The sequence below is a fragment of the Burkholderia aenigmatica genome (genome assembly GCF_902499175.1).
GTDB lineage: Bacteria > Pseudomonadota > Gammaproteobacteria > Burkholderiales > Burkholderiaceae > Burkholderia > Burkholderia aenigmatica.
This window is the reverse complement of sequence record NZ_CABVQC010000052.1, coordinates 49,365-66,423: the sequence shown is the minus strand read 5'-3', so window position 1 is coordinate 66,423 and position 17,059 is coordinate 49,365. Positions and strand designations below refer to the sequence as shown.

At 66.2% G+C, this 17,059-nt stretch carries 18 protein-coding genes; 8 read left to right on the top strand and 10 right to left on the bottom strand.

Translation table 11 applies throughout. The annotated features are described in order from the left end of the window. Positions 1 to 233: 233 nt before the first annotated feature. Entirely contained in the window at positions 234 to 668 is a 435-nt protein-coding gene (locus BDO18943_RS30060; RefSeq protein ID WP_043178741.1) for a GNAT family N-acetyltransferase, read from the top strand. 175 nt (positions 669 to 843) lie between these two features. Here the strand turns inward: BDO18943_RS30060 and BDO18943_RS30055 are convergent, their stop codons facing one another. Together BDO18943_RS30055 and BDO18943_RS30050 are read right to left on the bottom strand one after the other, a co-directional pair. Continuing rightward, on the bottom strand, positions 844 to 2,127 hold the full coding sequence (locus BDO18943_RS30055) for a cystathionine gamma-synthase family protein (RefSeq protein WP_175025132.1): 1,284 nt from the start codon (positions 2,125 to 2,127) through the stop codon (positions 844 to 846). 145 nt (positions 2,128 to 2,272) lie between these two features. Further along, positions 2,273 to 3,163 carry a LysR family transcriptional regulator gene (locus BDO18943_RS30050; RefSeq protein WP_175025131.1) on the bottom strand — a complete coding sequence of 297 codons (891 nt, stop codon included), beginning with the start codon at positions 3,161 to 3,163 and terminating at the stop codon, positions 2,273 to 2,275. Positions 3,164 to 3,300: 137 nt separating this feature from the next. Between BDO18943_RS30050 and tam the strand changes: the two genes are divergently transcribed. After that, positions 3,301 to 4,086, top strand: a complete 786-nt coding sequence (gene tam / locus BDO18943_RS30045) for a trans-aconitate 2-methyltransferase (protein WP_175025130.1) — start codon at positions 3,301 to 3,303, stop codon at positions 4,084 to 4,086. A 40-nt stretch (positions 4,087 to 4,126) separates the two neighbouring features. Here the strand turns inward: tam and BDO18943_RS30040 are convergent, their stop codons facing one another. Beyond that, a complete protein-coding gene (locus tag BDO18943_RS30040) occupies positions 4,127 to 4,717 on the bottom strand; it encodes a GNAT family N-acetyltransferase (RefSeq protein WP_175025129.1) in 591 nt (196 codons plus the stop codon). Between the two features lie 43 nt (positions 4,718 to 4,760). After that, positions 4,761 to 5,333 (bottom strand): hypothetical protein, encoded by a 573-nt coding sequence (locus BDO18943_RS30035; RefSeq protein ID WP_175025128.1) that lies wholly within the window; start codon positions 5,331 to 5,333, stop codon positions 4,761 to 4,763. A gap of 147 nt (positions 5,334 to 5,480) precedes the next feature. Here BDO18943_RS30035 and BDO18943_RS30030 point away from each other — a divergent pair, with 147 nt between their 5' ends. Both BDO18943_RS30030 and BDO18943_RS30025 read left to right on the top strand, forming a co-directional pair. Then, positions 5,481 to 6,644, top strand: coding sequence for a porin (locus tag BDO18943_RS30030; protein WP_175025127.1), 1,164 nt, complete (start codon positions 5,481 to 5,483; stop codon positions 6,642 to 6,644). Between the two features lie 163 nt (positions 6,645 to 6,807). Then, positions 6,808 to 7,467, top strand: coding sequence for a M24 family metallopeptidase (locus BDO18943_RS30025; protein WP_175025126.1), 660 nt, complete (start codon positions 6,808 to 6,810; stop codon positions 7,465 to 7,467). Positions 7,468 to 7,569: 102 nt separating this feature from the next. Here BDO18943_RS30025 and BDO18943_RS30020 read toward each other — a convergent pair whose 3' ends face one another. From BDO18943_RS30020 to BDO18943_RS30005, 4 genes are all read right to left on the bottom strand, one after another. Then, positions 7,570 to 10,020, bottom strand: a complete 2,451-nt coding sequence (locus BDO18943_RS30020; protein ID WP_175025125.1) for a phosphocholine-specific phospholipase C — start codon at positions 10,018 to 10,020, stop codon at positions 7,570 to 7,572. 44 nt (positions 10,021 to 10,064) lie between these two features. Further along, positions 10,065 to 10,202: a hypothetical protein gene (locus BDO18943_RS42785; RefSeq protein ID WP_226127085.1), complete on the bottom strand. Its 138-nt coding sequence runs from the start codon at positions 10,200 to 10,202 to the stop codon at positions 10,065 to 10,067. 169 nt (positions 10,203 to 10,371) lie between these two features. Next, positions 10,372 to 11,052: an HAD family hydrolase gene (locus tag BDO18943_RS30010; protein ID WP_175025123.1), complete on the bottom strand. Its 681-nt coding sequence runs from the start codon at positions 11,050 to 11,052 to the stop codon at positions 10,372 to 10,374. A gap of 23 nt (positions 11,053 to 11,075) precedes the next feature. Next, complete coding sequence (locus BDO18943_RS30005; RefSeq protein ID WP_175025122.1) at positions 11,076 to 12,020, bottom strand: choline ABC transporter substrate-binding protein; 945 nt, start codon at positions 12,018 to 12,020, stop codon at positions 11,076 to 11,078. Between the two features lie 268 nt (positions 12,021 to 12,288). Here BDO18943_RS30005 and BDO18943_RS30000 point away from each other — a divergent pair, with 268 nt between their 5' ends. From BDO18943_RS30000 to BDO18943_RS29985, 4 genes are all read left to right on the top strand, one after another. Continuing rightward, positions 12,289 to 12,969, top strand: a complete 681-nt coding sequence (locus BDO18943_RS30000) for an MgtC/SapB family protein (RefSeq protein WP_175025121.1) — start codon at positions 12,289 to 12,291, stop codon at positions 12,967 to 12,969. Between the two features lie 43 nt (positions 12,970 to 13,012). Then, on the top strand, positions 13,013 to 13,780 hold the full coding sequence (locus tag BDO18943_RS29995) for a DeoR/GlpR family DNA-binding transcription regulator (RefSeq protein WP_043178726.1): 768 nt from the start codon (positions 13,013 to 13,015) through the stop codon (positions 13,778 to 13,780). 141 nt (positions 13,781 to 13,921) lie between these two features. After that, the gene (locus BDO18943_RS29990; RefSeq protein WP_175025120.1) at positions 13,922 to 14,413 is read left to right on the top strand and encodes a molybdopterin-dependent oxidoreductase; all 492 of its coding nucleotides are present in this window, start codon (positions 13,922 to 13,924) and stop codon (positions 14,411 to 14,413) included. Between the two features lie 77 nt (positions 14,414 to 14,490). Then, entirely contained in the window at positions 14,491 to 14,856 is a 366-nt protein-coding gene (locus BDO18943_RS29985) for a winged helix-turn-helix domain-containing protein (protein WP_230624112.1), read from the top strand. A gap of 107 nt (positions 14,857 to 14,963) precedes the next feature. On the opposite strand, the gene BDO18943_RS29980 is transcribed toward BDO18943_RS29985, so the two are convergent. Next, complete coding sequence (locus BDO18943_RS29980) at positions 14,964 to 16,310, bottom strand: DUF2325 domain-containing protein (protein WP_175025119.1); 1,347 nt, start codon at positions 16,308 to 16,310, stop codon at positions 14,964 to 14,966. Between the two features lie 109 nt (positions 16,311 to 16,419). Next, on the bottom strand, positions 16,420 to 16,947 hold the full coding sequence (locus BDO18943_RS29975; RefSeq protein WP_175025118.1) for a hypothetical protein: 528 nt from the start codon (positions 16,945 to 16,947) through the stop codon (positions 16,420 to 16,422). Between the last annotated feature and the right edge of the window lie 112 nt (positions 16,948 to 17,059).

Below are 17,059 nucleotides of genomic sequence, written 5' to 3'. Positions count from 1 at the left end.
TCGTCGTGAACCGGATGATGATCGCGCGTGAACGGCGCCGCATGGCGGACATGAAGGCGGCGTTTGCGGTGGCGTGATGTCGGGCGTAATGGCGTGACGAAAGCGACGGCGGGCGCGTGACGGGCCCGCCGTTTGCGTGGGGCGCTCGCTTGCAGGGCGGGGTAACCGGTCGGTCGTGTGCCGCGCGCTTTGCTGGCATCATGTCGGACAATTCAACGACGTGCATTCTCCCGATGACAACCGTTCCCGACGTTACGCTTCAACTGACCGACACCGAGCAGCCGGCCGCACACGATCTCATCAGCCGCAAGCTCGGCGAATTCAATCATGCGATGACGGGGCGCGCCGACGCGGCCGCGCTCGACGTGTACGTCACCGATTCCGCGACCGGCGAGATCGTGGGTGGCCTCACGGGGCGCACGTCGCTCGGCCTCTTCTTCATCGATCTCTTTTACCTGCCCGAATCGCTGCGCGGCGGCGGCTTCGGCAGCCGGCTGCTGCGCGAGGCCGAAGCGGAAGCGAAACGACGCGGATGCGCGCGTGCGGTGCTCTACACGATCTCGTTCCAGGCGCCGGATTTCTACCGGAAGCAGGGCTACGAAGCGTTCGGCGAAGTGCCGTGCGAGCCGGAAGGCACGTCGCGCGTGTTCATGGTGAAGGTGCTTTGAATCGTTTCAGCCGGTTCGCGCCGCGCGGCACGCACGCCGACGCAGCGCGAACGACGGCGTTCGGGCGTCGGCATCCAGGCGCCGGCCCCACGAGAGGGCGGCGTCACTGAATGCCCGCCCTCGCGCGGGCTGAACTGCTTTCGTGCGAACCGCCGCGGGGCGCATGCCACGCGCGTCAGCAATGCTCGAGCGCGTACGACAGGTCGGCGATCAGGTCGTCCGGATGTTCGAGCCCGACTGACACACGAATCAATCCTTCCGACACGCCCGCCGCCGCACGCGCCTGGGCCGGTACGCCCGAATGCGTCGTTGACGCCGGATGGCAGATCAGCGACTCCGTGCCGCCGAGGCTGACGGCCGACTTGAAGAGCGTCAGGTGGTTGATGAACCTGAACGCCTGCTCGCGGCCGCCGTCGAGGATGAACGCGAAGGTCGAGCCGGGCCCGCTGCACTGGCGCTGGTAGACGGCCTGGTAGGCCGGATCGTCGATGAGCTCGGGGTGCAGCACGCGTACCGGGCGATGCGGATTGCCGGCGAGCCAGCGGGCGACGGCGCTGCCGCTGCGTGCGGCCTGCTGCATGCGCAGCACGAGCGTTTCCATCGAGCGGGTGATCATCCACGACGAATGCGGGTCGAGCTGCGAGCCTAGCGTGCTGCGGACCGAGCGGATCTTCGTGATCAGCTCGCGGGTGCCCGTGACGCCGCCGGCGACGAGGTCGCTGTGCCCGCCGATGTATTTCGTCAACGAGTACACGCTCAGGTCGATGCCTTGCCGCGACGGCTTCTGGTACAGCGGCCCGAGCAGCGTGTTGTCGCAGACCGACAGCGGGCGATAACCGTGGCGCGCTTCGAACGCATCGATCTCGTTGCGCAACCCGTCGAGGTCGAACAGCGCGTTGGTCGGGTTGGCGGGCGTCTCGATGTAGCACATCCGCACGTTGCCCTTCTGCGCGGCCGCTTCGAGCGCGGCGCGGATCGCGTGGGTGGACAGCCCGTCGGCGATCACTTCGGAGCGAATGCCCCACTCGGGCAGGAACTTCGAGATCAGTGTTTCGGTGCCGCCATACAGCGGCACGGACTGGACGACGCAGTCGCCCGGCCGCAGGAACGTCAGCAGGATCGCGGCGATGGCCGACATGCCGCTCGACGTCACGACGGCCGCTTCGGAATCGTCGAGCAGGGCGAGGCGATCCTCGACGATTTCCAGGTTCGGGTGATTGAAACGGCTGTAGACGAGGCCCGCGCCTTCGCCTTCGGGCGAAGGCTTGCGCCCGGCCACGACGTCGAAGAATTCGGCGCCGTCCTCGGCCGTGCGGAACGCGAAGGTCGACGTGAGGAAGACGGGCGGCTTCACCGATCCTTCCGACAGGAACGGATCATAGCCGTACGACATCATCTGGGTTTCGGGATGGAGTTCCCGGCCTGCAATCTTGCGCTTGTGATAGTTGCGATAGGCCATGCAGTGCTCCGTGCAGGGTGGTGAGGAACGGCCGTTGCAGCGGTGGCATGATGCGTGCGGTGCCGGGTAGGCACCGGGCGTCGCGACCGTGTGTGGCGATACTACTCCGAAGGCGCTGCTTCGTGACGCACCCCTGACACTATCGTCAGGGTGTCGCCTGTTCGACGATCATGTCGTACAGGGCACGGGCGGCCGGCGACAGTTGCGCACTCTTGCGCGTGACGAGCACGAGCGTGCGCGATACCGCCGGCTCGACGAGCTCGATCGTGCGGATCATCGGATACGCGTTCTTCTGGATCGCGAGTTTCGGCACCACGGCCGCACCGAGCCCCTCCGCGACGAGCCCGAGCGCCGTCGAGCTGCGCTGCACCTCGTAGAACGAATGCAGCGACACGCCGCTCGTCTTCAGCGCGCCGTCGAGCAGCCCGCGATTGCCGCTCACTTCGCCGGCGAAGATCAGCGGATGCGGTTGTAACGCCGCCCAGCGAATGCGCCGCCGCTTCGCGAGCGGATGATCGTCGCGGCACACCAGCACATAGGGATCGCTCGTCAGCGGCACGTTGACCAGTTCGGGATGCTGGTCGCCGGCAATGCCGATGCCGAACTCGGCCTCGCGATGCAGCACGGCCTGCAGCACCGACGCCGATGCGTGATCGAGGATCTTCACGCGATCGTGTGGCCGGTGCGCGGAGAACGCGCGCAGGATGCGCGGCAGGTATTGCACGCCGACCGTCGGCACGCACGCGATCGTGACGTCGCCGCGCTGGCTCAGGCCGGTTTCGCGAATTTCGGTGAGCGCGTCGGACAGCTCGTTCAGCAGCCGGCGTGCTTGCGGCAGGAAGCGGCGGCCGATTTCGGTGAGTGTGGTGCGGCGCGTGGTGCGCTCGACGAGCGCGACGCCGAGAAAAGTTTCGAGCTTGCGCAGCCGCTGCGTGATGGCCGTCTGCGTGACGTGCAGCGTGTCGGCTGCCTGCCGGAAGCTGCCTTCGTCGGCGATCGCGACGAAGGCCTGAACACCGAGCGTATCGATTTTCATCAGATATATGAATCAATCACGATATTAAATTCATTTTACTGAACTCCGTTGCGATCGCAGAATGCGATGGTTCGACGGCTAGCGGCGTCCCATCCGCGTAGAAGGCAAGGCCGTCCACGCCGACCAGGAGAAACGACATGACGACCCCACTCGATCGATACGCCGCCCAGTATGTGCAATTCGAGGACGAACGCACGCGGCCGATCCGCGATCTGTTGGCCGCCGTGCCGGACACGCCGATCCATACCGCGATCGACATCGGCTGCGGGCCCGGCAATTCGACGGAGGCGCTGATCGCGCGTGCGCCGGACGCCACGGTTCACGGGATCGATGCCTCGGCGGACATGATCGACGCCGCGCGCAAGCGCCTGCCGGACTTGCGTTTCGATGTCGTGGATATCTCCACCTGGGACGATTCGGGCGGCTACGACCTGATTCTCGCGAATGCGGTGCTGCAATGGGTGCCTGCGCACGACACGCTGTTTCCGGCGCTCGTCGGCCGGCTCGCGCCGGGCGGCCACCTTGCGGTACAGATGCCTGACAACCTCGACGAACCCGCGCACCGGCTGATGCGCGAGGTTGCCGCGGCCGGGCCGTGGGCGGACAAGCTGAAAGGCGCGGCGCGCACTGAGCGGTTCGACGCGCGTTATTACCACGCGCTGCTGTCGCCGCTGTGCGCGCGGGTGGACGTGTGGCGCACGACCTATTACCACCTGCTGCGCGGTGGTGCCGACGCGGTCGTCGAATGGTTCAAGGGCAGCGCGCTGCGGCCGTTCCTCGCAGCGCTCGACGACGGCGAGCGCGCGGCGTTTCTCGCGCGGTATCGCGAGGCGATCGCAGGGCCGGGCGGCTATCCGGCGCTCGCCGACGGCACCGTGCTGTTGCCGTTCCCGCGTCTGTTCATCGTCGCGACGCGGCCATGACTCAGCCATGACCCGGCCTTGAAGCGCGGGCGGCGGTGGGTCAGCGCGCCGGCCGCATCGATTCCGGGTCGACCGTGCGGATCCGCGCGGTCTGCCCGTCGCGCAGGTCCTTGTACCAGAACAGCGCCACTTCACCGTCGTTCTCGTCGTCCGCGTACAGCAGGCGATCATGTCCGCCCAGTACGAAGCCCGAGCGCGCATACGTGCTGCACGCGGCGACATTGTTCGACTGCGTTTCCAGCCGCATGAAGCCGAACCCGTGTCCGCGCGCCCAGGATTCGGCGGCCGCCAGCAGCAACTGCCCGATGCCTTGCCGCCGGCAGTGGCGGTCGACGGCCAGCTCTGCGATCTCGGCCATCCCGTTCCAGCTCTGGCCGATCGCCACGAACCCGGCGAGCCGACCGCCGGCCGTCGCGCGAAAGAGCGCCGTTTTGCCGGACGCCTCGTCCGCCCAGCCGGCCGGATCGAAGCCGTAATTCTTGCGGCGCGCCGGCAGCGCGCGGAGATCGAGCAAGTCCTGATACGGCGCGTTCAATTCCCAGGCGATGTCGAACGAGAAGTCGCATCGGTCCAGTTCGTCGGCGGGCAGCCCGCTCGTCTGTTCGATGCTGATGTGTTCGGCTCGGTCCATGTGTCGGTGTCCTGTCTTCTTCGGGATGGCGTGGTGTCGTCCGTCACGCGATCGCCGGCGTCGTGATGGGCGCCGAATCGCGTTTGTTCTTGTGTCGATTTTTTGCGCCCGCACAATTCGCCGTGCGCGAGACCGGTACAGACTGGCTGCGTCCGTGACCGCGGAACGCGGGCCAGCCATGAACCGAACGGCGACGCAAACGTGTGCGGGGTTCGCGCGCCGGCTGCGGCGCTCGTTCAACCGACTGATTATGCGGGATTTCGGCGTAGGCACGGCGGCCGGCATCGGGGCGGTGCCCGCTGCCGCGCGTCTTGCTTCCGATCCGCATGGCCGTCGATCGCATGTGGATGAAAGACGACAGGAACCCGAATAAATGTTTACCGTTGCGTGACAACTCGATATATTCCGCAAAACATATCGAAGATCGTGGCGTCGTCTGGCGCCACGTCGTCCACCCGCTCCACGAAAGCCGGAAGAGATTCTGACCGGCATCGCCGGAGCAATGCGTCGTCGCGGCATGCGCAACCGGTGCGCACGCTTCCCGACGCTGCAATACGAGCGGCCGCCCTGCGGCATGCCGCTTCCGCAAGCCCACACTGGCATCGAAACGACGCATCGTGCACGCGCATGAGGGGTAGGTGTGTGCGGCGATCCCGTGGCTTGCGCTTGTTCGTCAGTCGGTTCTTCGTCAACACGCCGCGCGTCGCGCTGCGACGCAGGCGCGCGCGTCAACAACGTGCGTCAACAACAAAAGGAAGTGAACGTGAAAAAGACCATCGTGGCCGCGGCCGCACTCGGGATGTTCGGCACCGCCGCCCACGCGCAAAGCAGCGTCACGCTCTACGGGCTGATCGATGCGGGTATCACGTATTCGAACAAGGTCGCGACGTCGGGCGGGCACGGCAAGCTCGTCAAGTACGGCGACGGCGTCGCATCGGGCAGCCGCTGGGGCATCCGCGGCACCGAGGATCTTGGCGGCGGGCTGAAGGCGTTGTTCGTGCTGGAAAACGGCTTCAGCAGCGGCGATGGCTCGATCGGCCAGGGTGGCGCGCTGTTCGGCCGGCAGGCGTTCGTCGGCCTGTCGAAGAACGGAATCGGTTCGCTGACGTTCGGCCGTCAGTACTCGTTCTCGACCGACTACATCGGCGCGAACTATTCGATGGGCAGCCAGACGCCGGCCGGCAACTATGCGTATCACATCAACGACCTCGACCAGCTGACGTCGAGCCGCATCAACAACGCGGTGAAGTTCCAGAGTGCGAACTTTGCGGGTCTCACGTTCGGCGCGATGTACGGCTTCTCGAACTCGACGCAGTTCGCGGGCACGCCGACCACGACCGGTGCGAACGGCGCGCAGGGTTCGTCGAGCGCGTACAGCTTCGGTGCGAACTATGCGCAAGGGCCGTTCGGCATCGGCGCCGCGTACACGAACATCCGCTTCCCGAACGGCGCGCAGCCCGCGTTCGGCGTGAGCATCGCGAACATCAACACGCAAGGGCTGCGCGACCTCGAGACGGTCGGCGTCGGCGCACGCTATGCGATCGCGGCGGCGCTCGTGTGGGCAAACTGGACGCATACGAAGTTCGTGCCGCTGTCGGGCGAATCGTCGAAGCTGAACAACTACGAAATCGGTGGTCGCTATGCGTTCACGCCGGCCCTGAGCGGTGGGCTCGGCTATACGTTCTCGAAGCTCGACGGCCGCTTTGACGGCAAGTGGCACCAGGTCAATGCCGCGGTCGACTATGCGCTGTCGAAGCGTACGGACGTCTACGTGAGCGCGGCCTACCAGAAGGCGTCGGGCAGCAACACGATCAACGGCCGCGCGGTGCCGGTCCAGGCCGAGATCGGCTCGTCGGGATCGTTCATCGGCAACGCAGGCGCGAACACGCAGTTCGTCACGCGGATCGGCCTGCGTCACAAGTTCTGATCGACCGCGCGCGCGAGCGGGCGCTCCATCGGGGCGCCCGTTTTACTGTGGCGTGTGGAGAAGCGCGACTCGGCACCGGTTCGCGAATCGATATATTCTCCTGTGCATATCGAAACGACGAACGACGGAACCCACCCCCTTTCACCCGTACGGGAGCACCATCTTGAATTCGATGCACCGCGAAGCCGTCGGCGAAGCCTTTTCGCTCGACGCGATGCAGCACGCAAGAACCATGACATGGCAGGCCGTCGACGCGATCGCCGCGGGCATCCGGCCCGGCATGCGGGAATCGGAGGCGAACGCGCTGGGGCTGAGCGTGCTGAAGGATCTCGGGATGGACCGGATCTGGCATCCGGTGCTCGTCCGCTTCGGGGAAAACACGCTGCGCACGTTCAAGGAGCGCTCGGTGGCGGACCCCGTCCTCGCCGCGGACGACATCTTCTTCATCGACCTGGGCGCGGTGTGGGCGAAGCATGAGGGCGACGCGGGCGCGACGTTCGTGTGCGGCGACGATCCCGACATGCATGCGTGTGCGCGTGCGGCGCGCGCGATCTACGACGAAGTCGAACGTCACTGGCGCACCACCGGCTGCGCGGGTATCGCGCTGTACGAATTCGCCGCGCAACGCGCCGACGCGCACGGCTTCCGGCTGAACGTCGACATCAAGGGGCATCGCGTCAGCGACTTTCCGCACGCGATCTACAAGGCCGGCAATCTCGGTGACTTCGATGCCGCGCCGGCGGCCGGGCTGTGGATCCTCGAAATCCAGATCGCGCACCCGACACGGCCGTTCGGCGCGTTCTACGAGGATCTGCTCGTATAACGCATCCCCATCGGCTGGAAAAGCATTCGGGTGCAACGTGGTACGTCACGCCGGAGTGAGTGCCGGCCCCATGCGGGCGGCCGGCACGGTCTGGCCAGGCCGTCAGATGTTGATCGTGACGGGGCCCGCGAGCGGCGTGTAGCCATCGTCGAACAGGTACCACGCATCGTACTGCCCCGACGCCAGCGTACTGTTGGCCGTTGACGAGAACAGCAGCGAGCCGGTGCTCTTCGGCAGGTACGCCCACGATTTGTAGCTGCCCTTGGTCGGCTGCGCCCCATGCGCAAAGATGCCTACCCAGTTCTTCGGGCTGTGGCTCCACGGCGGCGCGACGTAGTCGAAGCGCAGCGTGCCGAACGTCGAGCCCTGCGACGCGAGCGACGCGACGAACTGCTTGCCGGTATTGCCGATCGCCGAATCCGTGAGCAGCGCGCCGGATTGCGTCTGCACGCAGCCGGCCACGCGGCGCAGGAAGTTCGGATCGTTCGCATCGCGGATGCTGGCGTCGTACCAGCCGCCGTCGCCGTACCACGTGACGGCTTGCGTCGCGCCGGCCGCGACGGTGAACGACTGCCTCGTGTTCATCCCGTAGGCGTTGTCGGTGAGCTGGAACGTCGTCGCGCTGGACCCTGCGGAGTTGTCGAGCGTGATCTGCACGTTGCCGTTCGCGACGTCGTAGCACAGGCTGATTTCGGCGCTCGATCCCGTGTTGCCGGACGAACCGATGCTGCCGCGGAACGTCTGCAGGAAGCCGTTCGGCCCGTAGACCGAATAGTCGTAACTGCCACCGCAATTCAGCGCGAGCGAATCCGACAGGTTCGCGCACTGGGTCGCGCCGGCCGCGATCGTGTAATGCCGGGGGATCGTGCTCGTGCCGTCGACCCACGCCTGCAGGTGCACGCCCGCGGTGCCGGTGTTGGTCATCGTCAGCGCCAGCGCGTTGCCGGCACGGTTGACCTTGCCTTGCACGAAGAACTCGTAGGGCAGGCGGCAGGCCGTGCTGCGGCCGGCGGTCTGCGCCGGCACCGCGGTGGTGGTCGGGTAGGGGATCAGGACGGCCGGGCCGTTCGGGTTCATGTTGCTCGCCGGCGGCTGGATCGCGGGCACGGTCTGGTCGGCGTTCGAGAAATCGAAGGCCGACGTCAGGTCGCCGCACACCGCGCGTCGCCACGGCGAGATGTTGGTTTCCTGAAACCCGAAGCGCGCTTCCAGGAACCGGACCACCGACGTGTGATCGAAGACCTGCGAATTCACCTTGCCGCCCTTCGACCACGGCGAGATCACGAACATCGGCACGCGCGGCCCGAGCCCGATCGGCACGTCGCCGCTCGCCGAGCCGTCCGATGCGTTGCCGCTGCTGGCGACGAATTCCGCGGCCGTCGAGACGGTCGACCGCCCGGTGCCGGCCGCGGAGCTGGCCGGGACGGCGGGCGGCACGTGATCGAACAGGCCGTCGTTCTCGTCGTACATCACGAGCAGGACCGTGCTGGCCCAGACCTTCGGATTCGAGGTCAGCGCATTCAGCACGTTGCTCACGTACCATTCGCCGCCGCTCGCGGCCCACGACGGATGCTCGCAGTACGCGTAAGGCGCGGCGATCCACGACACTTGCGGCAACGTGTCGTTCGCGACGTCGGCCTGCAGCTGGCTGAACAGGTTCGTGTCGTATTCCTTGCCACCGCCGCTCGGGTCGATCTGCGTGCCGTTGAGCGCGGGCGCCAGCGGATCGTTGGCGCCGAGGTTCTGGTACTGCTTGAAGTTGAGGACGATGTTGTCGCCGTAGTTCCCGTTCCACCACAGCGTGCTGCCGGCGCTGTTGGAATTGCCGTACGCATGGCCGGCATCCAGGCCGTTGCCCTTGTCCTGATAGAACTTCCACGTGACGCCGGCCGCGTTCAGCCGTTCCGGCAGGGTCGTCCAGCCGGTGCCGGTCATCGTGTTGTCCGTGTACGGCGAATAGCCCGGCACGTTGCCGCAGCAGCCGGTCCACAGATACAGCCGGTTCGGGTCGGTCGGGCCGAGCATCGAGCAGTGGTAGTCGTCGCACACCGTGAACGCGCTCGCCAGCGCGTAGTAGAACGGGACGTCGTTCTGCGTGAAGTAGTACATCGTGCCGCTGGTCTTCGCGCCGGTCCAGTTGTCGTAGCGGCCGTTGTTCCAGGCGCTGTGCGTGGTGCCCCAGTCGTGAGGGAGGTCGCCGTAGTAGGTGTCGCCGTTCGCCGTGCCGAAGGGCGGGGACGGGTTGAACGGGAACACGTAGGACAGCATCCAGGGCTGGCGCCACACCGGATACCCGCTCGAAATCACGACCGGCCGCGGATCGCCGAAGCCGCGCGCGCCGCCCAGCGTGCCGAGGTAGTGGTCGAACGAACGGTTTTCCTGCATCAGGATCACGACGTGCTTCACGTCCTGGATCGTGCCGGTGACGGTGGCCGCCGGAATGGCCTGCGCGCGCGCGATGCTGTCGGGCAGCATGCCCGTGATCGCGGTGGCACCGGCGAGTTTCAACGCATCGGCGAGGAACTGACGTCGGGTTGTGGGTTTGTTTTGCATGATCGCTCTCTGTCTTGGATGACGGGCCTTGCGGCCGGCGTCGGTCAGTGGCACGCGCTCGCGCAGTGCAGGACGGGCGTGGACGCCGAGCCCGGTGCGGCCGCACGCGCGGCCGCCACGTTGGCCGCGGTGCCCGAGTCGCCATCGCCGCAAGCGGCCAGCGTGCACAGGAGCGCGATCATGAAAACGCCGCGCCAGTGCGGAAAGCGGCTTTCCGACTGGCGCGAGTTGACGATTGGCTTTCTATCTGATTCGAATCGGATTCCTGAATGATCGGGACGGTTGCTGCGTGCTCCGTATTTCATTACCCCTCCAGACATGAAAAATGAACCGCAGAGAATAGCGCCCGAATCAGAACAACTTCATGACAGGCCACCCGCGGGTGCCTGCCACGTGCAACAGCTTGGCGTCGGGATTGGTGGCGACCGGATGCGTGACGTAATCCAGTAGCGGCACGTCGTTGATCGAATCGCTGTAGAAGTAGGTGCGCTCGAAATCGGACGGCGCGTAGCCGAGTGATTCCAGCCACTCGGTGGTGCGCACGATCTTCCCTTCGCGGAAGCTCGGCACGCCCGTACTGCGCCCGGTAAATGCACCGCCCGGCGTGCCGTCGTCGGTATCGAGCTCGATACCGAGCAGGTGCTCTATGCCGAATTCCGCTGCGATCGGCCGCGTGACGAAGACGTTGGTCGCCGTCACGATGCAGCAGAGATCGCCGTTCTCGCGATGGCGGTCGACCAGCTCGCGCGCCTGTGGCGTGATCGCCGGACGAATCACTTCGTCCATGAATCGCACATGCCAGCGTTCGAGTACCTTGCGCGGATAGCGGGTGAGCGGCGCGAGCGTCACGGCGAGATACGCGTCCATGTCGAGCGTGCCGGCCGCATAGTGGCCGTAGTGCTCGTCGATCAGCGCCACATGCGCGTCGTCTTCCCGCCAGCCGACTCGCGTGATGAAGCGGCTCCAGGCCTGGTCGCTGTCGAGCGGCAGCAGCGTGTGGTCGAGGTCGAACAGCGCGAGATTCTTGTACATGGGGGGTTCCTTGTGTTGCGTGTTCATGCGCCGATGAGCTTCTCGATCGCGTCTTTCGCGTTCTTGCCGTCGATGGTCGTGACGCCGTCGAGCCACTTCGTCAGTACGCCGGGGTTCTTCTTCGCCCATTCCTTCGCGACCGCGACCGGATCCGCGTGATTCATGATCGGCACCATCAACTGGTTCTCTTCGTCGGTCGTGAACTTCAGGTTGGTCAGCAGCCGGCCGACGTTCGGGCAGCGTTCGAGGTAGCCGGGCGTGACGAGCGTATAGACCTTCGCCGAGCCGTAGTTCGGGCCGAACACGCCGTCGCCGCCGTCGAGATAGGCGATCTTGTAGTTGATGTTCATCGGATGCGGCTCCCACGCGAGGAACACGATCATCCGGTGCTCCTGCACCGCGCGCGTGACCTGGACGAGCATCCCGGCCTCGCTCGATTCGACCAGCTTGAAGCCGCCGAGTCCGAACTCGTTCTTGTCGATCATCCGCTGGATCAGCGCGTTGCCGTTGTTGCCGGCACCGATCCCGTAGATCTTGCCGTCGAGCTGGTCGCGGAACTTCGCGATATCGGCAAAGCTCCTGAGGCCCTTGTCCGATGCGTATTGCGGCACGGCCAGCGTATAGCGCGCGCCGACCAGGTTCGGTTGCGGCAGCTGGTGGACGGCGCCGGCATCGACGAACGGCTTCACCGTCGGCGTCATGCTCGGATCCCAGTAGCCGAGGAACGCGTCGATCTGTGCCTTCTTCACGCCGGCGAGCACGATCGGCGGCGACGCGATCGTCTTGGTCGCCTCGTAACCGAGCCCGTCGAGCAGCATCATCGCGACGCCGGTGGTGGCTGCGATGTCGCTCCAGCCGACATCGCCGAGCGTCACCTTTTTGCAGACGTCGCCTTCCGACGCGTGAGCGGGGGCCGTCGCCAGCGCTGCCAGCAGTGTTGCGGCCAGCATCCATGCCTTCTTCATCATGTTGGTCTCCTAAGCAAGTGTTCCGGATCGTGTTGCCTGAATGGTCTGACGATTGATCGTGCTGATCGGGTGAAACAAACGAACTTGGGTCTGGCTTTGTAGTTTTGCGTACCGTATATTAGAACGCACAAATTCGCAAGATCACACAAAAATACAACTCACCGGTTACCTGGCTTGGCAACGGGCGGGCGAAGGCAGGAAGAATCGGGCGGCGGCCCACGCGGGCCGTGCCTCATCAGGTAGACCAGGCAAAGCAAGGAGACCTCGCATGATCAGTCAGCTGGAAATCATTTCTCGCCTGTTGCTGGCGGCATTGCTCGGCAGCATCGTCGGCATCGAGCGCGAGCGCCTGTCGTGGGCGGCCGGGTTGCGCACGCACATGCTGGTGGCCGTGGGCGCCGCGCTCGTGATGATCGTGTCGGCGTTCGGTTTCGCGGATATCCAGAACGCGAAGAACGTGTCGCTGGACCCGTCGCGCGTCGCCGCGCAGGTCGTGTCGGGCATCGGTTTCCTCGGCGCCGGGTCGATCATGCTGCGTGGCGAGATCATCCGCGGCCTGACGACCGCGGCGAGCCTGTGGGTCGTGGCGGCGGTCGGGCTGGCCGTGGGTGGCGGCATGTATGTGGCTGCGATCGCCGCGACGGCGATCGTGCTCGCGATCCTGGCCGGCCTGAAGCCGATCGAGAAGCGCTTCTTCGCCGCGCGGCAGCGCTGGGGCGTGCGCATCCTCGCGAGCCGCGGCGCCGTGAAGCTGACATCGCTGCAGGCGATGCCCGGCATCGACCAGGCGCGCATCGTCCAGTTCATCATCGAACAAGACGACGCCGCGCCCGATGACGACCGCATCCACGTGGTGTTTTCAAAGATGACGAGCCGCGAGGTCCAGGCGGTCCGTCAATCCCTGCAGACCCTCGTCGGCATCAAAAAGATGGAGGAGAGCGCAGCATAGTTCGCCGTTCGAATAACATTGACGTTCATTCCGAGGACATTCCATGTGGCAAGAAGAGCGATACCAGAGGATCCGGCTTCTGTTATCGAAGATGCAGCGCGTTTCCACCGACCGGATCATGGCCGACCTGAACGTGTCGCGGGAAACCGTGCGCCGCGATCTCGTCGACCTCGAGGCGCTCGGTGAACTGAAGCGCGTACACGGCGGCGCGGTGCAGGTGGGTGACGAAGCGCCGATCGCCGAGCGCGCGCAGACGCACGTGAAGGCGAAGCTGGCGATCGCCCGCGCGGCGGCCAGGCTGGTCACGGGCTCGCAGACGTTGTTTATCGACGCGGGCACAACCACGACGCTGCTGGCCGAGGAACTGGCGAAGCTGTCGGGCCTCACGATCGTCACGAACTCGATCGACGTCGCACTGAAGATGCGGTCGAGCGACCCGGCGCAGGCGAATAACGAAACGATCCTGCTCGGCGGGATGATCGGCAGCCGCGCGGCCGCGACCGTCGGCGACGGCACGGTTGCCGAAATCTTCCGCTATCGCGCCGATCTCGCGCTGCTGTCGCCGGTGGGCGTCGATGCCGTTCGAGGTGCGACCAACTATGACCGGATGGAAACCGAAGTGGCGCGCGCGATGGTCAGTAACGCGGCGGACGTCGCGATCCTGGCCGATTTCAGCAAGCTCGGCACGAACAGCCGGATCAGCTTCTGCGAGCCGGCGCGGATCGGCGCGCTGGTGACGGACTCGAAGGCGGAATCGGTCGACAGCTTCAAGAGCCTCAAGAAAGTCATCAAGAACATCGTGCTGGCGTAGTGCTGCGCAGCGTGGGGCACGATCGGCCGCCGTTATGCCGCCCATGCGGCGCGCATTCTGTCGGCCGGTTTTTTAGCGGCGTAATATATCCATCGATACAACGCAGGCGCGCCTACCGGCGGGCCGTCATGGAGGCGGGCGATGGAGATGGCAGGGACGGCGGCGCCTTCGGCGCATCAGGCGGTGGCGGGCTCGATCGTGCTGACGGGCGCATTCGTGCGGCCGATGACGGTGACGCTCGACGACCTGCGCCGGCACGCGAGCGCGACGGCCGAGCCGTTCGACCTGCGCTGCTTCACGACGAACCGCTTCATCCGCTCGGTCGCGCCGTATCGTGGCGCGCGGCTGAAGGACCTGCTCGACGCAGCCGGGCTGCGCAGCGACGTGCCGGGCGACTTCAAGCGCATGGTGTTCATCGCGCATGCGCACGACGGCTACGCGGTCACGTTTTCCTGGCATGAACTGTTCAACACGCCCGTCGGCGAACACGTGATCGTCGCGTTCGAATGCGGCGACGCGCCGCTGTCGATCGACGACGGCGCGCCGCTGCTGTTCTCGGGCGCCGACCTCCTGCCCGCACCGCGCCACGTGAAGCGACTGGCCGGCATCGTTGCGCGCGTGCTCGAGGTCTGAGCCGGCACGCAGGCGGCCGCGTGCGCCGCACCGGCCATCGTGTATGCTTGCCCGCATCGTTCAAAGGGCGGGACAACATGAAGACACCGGCACACCCCAAGCCTGAGGTGCGGTTCAGGATGCGTATCCAGCAGGCCGACACGATCGCGCTCGGCCCGGGCAAGGTCGCGCTGCTCGAAGCCGTGCGCGAGCACGGTTCGATTTCGGCGGCGGCGCGCAGCCTGAAGATGTCGTACCGGCGTGCGTGGTTGCTGATGGACGAGCTGAACCGCTCGCTGAAATCGCCGGCGACGGTGTCCGAGCATGGCGGGCAGAGCGGCGGCGGCAGCGTGCTCACACCGGTCGGCGAGGAGATCATCCGCCTTTATCGCGAGATCGAGGCGCGTGCTTACGCGGCTTGCGCCGACGAAATTACCGCGCTCACGAAAATGGTGCGGCGCTGAAAATGCGCGGCATGTGCGCTTGCCCGGAGGCCTGTTGAGCCTAACGGCGGGCTTTCACTGGCCCATGAAGGGCAGTGCGCAAGGACAGCGACGAAGCGAATCGGGCCCTAGCCGTGCCGCAGGCAGAAGCGCGGCGTGTCGCCCGTGACGGCATCCGGTGCCATCACATCGCGCGCCTGCGCATCGAGCCGCCCGATCAGCTCGACGAAGCTGGCGACGCTCGCAGTCCGCAACGGGTAGTACGCGATGTGGTGGCGTTCGCAGATGCGCTTGAGCAGGTTCATCGAATCGTGGTCGATACAGTCGACCGGGAACACGACCATCTGCGCGCCCGGTAGCGCCGCGGCCAGCAGGCCCTTGCGATCCTCGATGCCGCCGTCGTGCAGCGTCATGTCGCCGCCCGCCGTTTCGACGATCCGCTTGATCGCCCGGTTCGAGCCCGGGCGCCCGCCGACGTACACCAGACGCGCGCCCTGAAGGATCGACAGCGGATCGGCCGCGCGCTCGGCCGGGTCTTCCGCCGACGCCTGCACCGCCTGTTCGATCGCGCTCGCTTCGGCGCGCAGCGTCTTCACCATCGCCATCAGGTCGTCGAGCCGCGCGCGCATCGCGCGGGCGCTCGCCTGTTCCGCGGCGATCCGCTGCTCGGCCGCTTCGCGGCGGCTCGTGTGCAGCGCGAGCCGTTCGTCGCGTGCGGCCAGCGCTTCGCGCAGTTCGTGTACTTCGTCGCGCAAGACGCTTTCGGCCGCCAGCGGCTGCGCGTGCTGGCGCGCGGCGAGGGCATCCCGTTCCTGCAGCGCCGCGTCGTGCTGCGTGCTCATGTCGTGCAGGCGCACCTGCTGCCGTTCGAGCTTCGCGTGCAGCGCCGCATTCTCTTCCTCGAGCGCGACCAGCCGCCGGATATCGGCGCGATTGGCCGCGCCGACCAGGTGCGACAGCATGTGCAGGTCGCCGAACGCGGTCTGGCGCACGCCCATCGTCGTGCGCGGATGCGTCATCAGCGCCCAGTACGCGGGCGGAATGTCGCCGCTCTTCAGCGCTTCCTTCCAGCGCGCGAGGAGTTCGTCCGCGTCCTTCGCGCTGTCGAATGCGCGGATCGCGCCGGCGTAGCGCTCGTCGAGCGCCTTGTGCAAGGCCTTGGCGCCGGCCGTGCCGCCGATCGCGAGCTCGACGGCCGCGTGATGGATGTCGAGATCGGTCGCGTGCTGGCGGTCGAGGTCGGTGAACTTCGGTACGAGCCTGCGCAGTTCGTGCGTGGTCAGGCAGGTGCCGATGATCGAGCAGTGCAGGTTCGCATCGAGCTCGGACAGGCGCGCGCGGCGCTTCAGCTCGGTCAGTTGCGCGCGTGACGGCGCGCAGCATGCGTCGACCCGCGTGCCGGTTGCCGCGGGCAGGTTACCGCCGGGCGACGAGAGATCCGCCGTGCGGGCAAGGCGAAAGGGCGGAGCGTGCATGTTGACCTCTGTCCGGCGTGGTCGGGCCGGAGACGGATGCGCGAAATATACCACGGAATATAACGAACGAAATTCCGGGGAAATCACGGAGCAAGGTCGCGTCGCGCGGTCAGCAGAGCGCGGTTGAATGGTCGGTGAGCGATCGTGCGGACGGGGCCTCGGACGAAACGGGGAGCGATGCCGGCGCATGACGCGCCATCACGTACTCGACGCACAGCCCGACGAACAGCAGGTCGACACGCTCCAGTGCGGCGACCGCGTCGCGCATCGCGGCCGGGTCGTTGCTGAACGAATCGGAGAACACGTCGTCGCGCGTGCGTTCGAGGCGGCGCGCGTGGCCGATCGCCCGTTCGAGTTCGGGCAGGCGCGTGAAGCGGGCGGTGCGAGCATGGTCTTCGAGTGTCGACAACAGGTCACGAAAGCCCAGGGCGGACAGCGCGTCGTCAGCATGCGCGGCCGAGAACATCAGGATGAAGCGCACGATGCTGCCGCGCAGGCGCCGGAACGCGTCGACGACATCCGTGACCTGCTGCGCGCGCGCGTCGCTCGACAGCGGCCTGAGCGCGCGGATCTTGCGCGCGAGCGGCTGTTCCCGTGCGGTGCGCTGCGGGGCGCGATCCGTCGGCGTGCGGGGCATGGTGAGTCTCCGGAAGTGCAGGTATCGATATATTCTACGGAATATATCGCGTGCGCAGAAAAAGACGGCGCCGTCGATGAGACACGGTGCCGTCAACGGCCTGAACGGCCGA

Excerpts from the sequence above, each read along its gene's own strand:
- BDO18943_RS30060 (WP_043178741.1), top strand. The coding sequence starts at position 234 with ATGACAACCGTTCCCGACGTTACGCTTCAACTGACCGACACCGAGCAG.
- BDO18943_RS30055 (WP_175025132.1), bottom strand. The coding sequence starts at position 2,127 with ATGGCCTATCGCAACTATCACAAGCGCAAGATTGCAGGCCGGGAACTC.
- BDO18943_RS30050 (WP_175025131.1), bottom strand. The coding sequence starts at position 3,163 with ATGAAAATCGATACGCTCGGTGTTCAGGCCTTCGTCGCGATCGCCGAC.
- tam (WP_175025130.1), top strand. The coding sequence starts at position 3,301 with ATGACGACCCCACTCGATCGATACGCCGCCCAGTATGTGCAATTCGAG.
- BDO18943_RS30040 (WP_175025129.1), bottom strand. The coding sequence starts at position 4,717 with ATGGACCGAGCCGAACACATCAGCATCGAACAGACGAGCGGGCTGCCC.
- BDO18943_RS30035 (WP_175025128.1), bottom strand. The coding sequence starts at position 5,333 with ATGCGTCGTTTCGATGCCAGTGTGGGCTTGCGGAAGCGGCATGCCGCA.
- BDO18943_RS30020 (WP_175025125.1), bottom strand. The coding sequence starts at position 10,020 with ATGCAAAACAAACCCACAACCCGACGTCAGTTCCTCGCCGATGCGTTG.
- BDO18943_RS42785 (WP_226127085.1), bottom strand. The coding sequence starts at position 10,202 with ATGATCGCGCTCCTGTGCACGCTGGCCGCTTGCGGCGATGGCGACTCG.
- BDO18943_RS30010 (WP_175025123.1), bottom strand. The coding sequence starts at position 11,052 with ATGTACAAGAATCTCGCGCTGTTCGACCTCGACCACACGCTGCTGCCG.
- BDO18943_RS30005 (WP_175025122.1), bottom strand. The coding sequence starts at position 12,020 with ATGATGAAGAAGGCATGGATGCTGGCCGCAACACTGCTGGCAGCGCTG.
- BDO18943_RS30000 (WP_175025121.1), top strand. The coding sequence starts at position 12,289 with ATGATCAGTCAGCTGGAAATCATTTCTCGCCTGTTGCTGGCGGCATTG.
- BDO18943_RS29995 (WP_043178726.1), top strand. The coding sequence starts at position 13,013 with ATGTGGCAAGAAGAGCGATACCAGAGGATCCGGCTTCTGTTATCGAAG.
- BDO18943_RS29990 (WP_175025120.1), top strand. The coding sequence starts at position 13,922 with ATGGAGATGGCAGGGACGGCGGCGCCTTCGGCGCATCAGGCGGTGGCG.
- BDO18943_RS29985 (WP_230624112.1), top strand. The coding sequence starts at position 14,491 with ATGAAGACACCGGCACACCCCAAGCCTGAGGTGCGGTTCAGGATGCGT.
- BDO18943_RS29980 (WP_175025119.1), bottom strand. The coding sequence starts at position 16,310 with ATGCACGCTCCGCCCTTTCGCCTTGCCCGCACGGCGGATCTCTCGTCG.
- BDO18943_RS29975 (WP_175025118.1), bottom strand. The coding sequence starts at position 16,947 with ATGCCCCGCACGCCGACGGATCGCGCCCCGCAGCGCACCGCACGGGAA.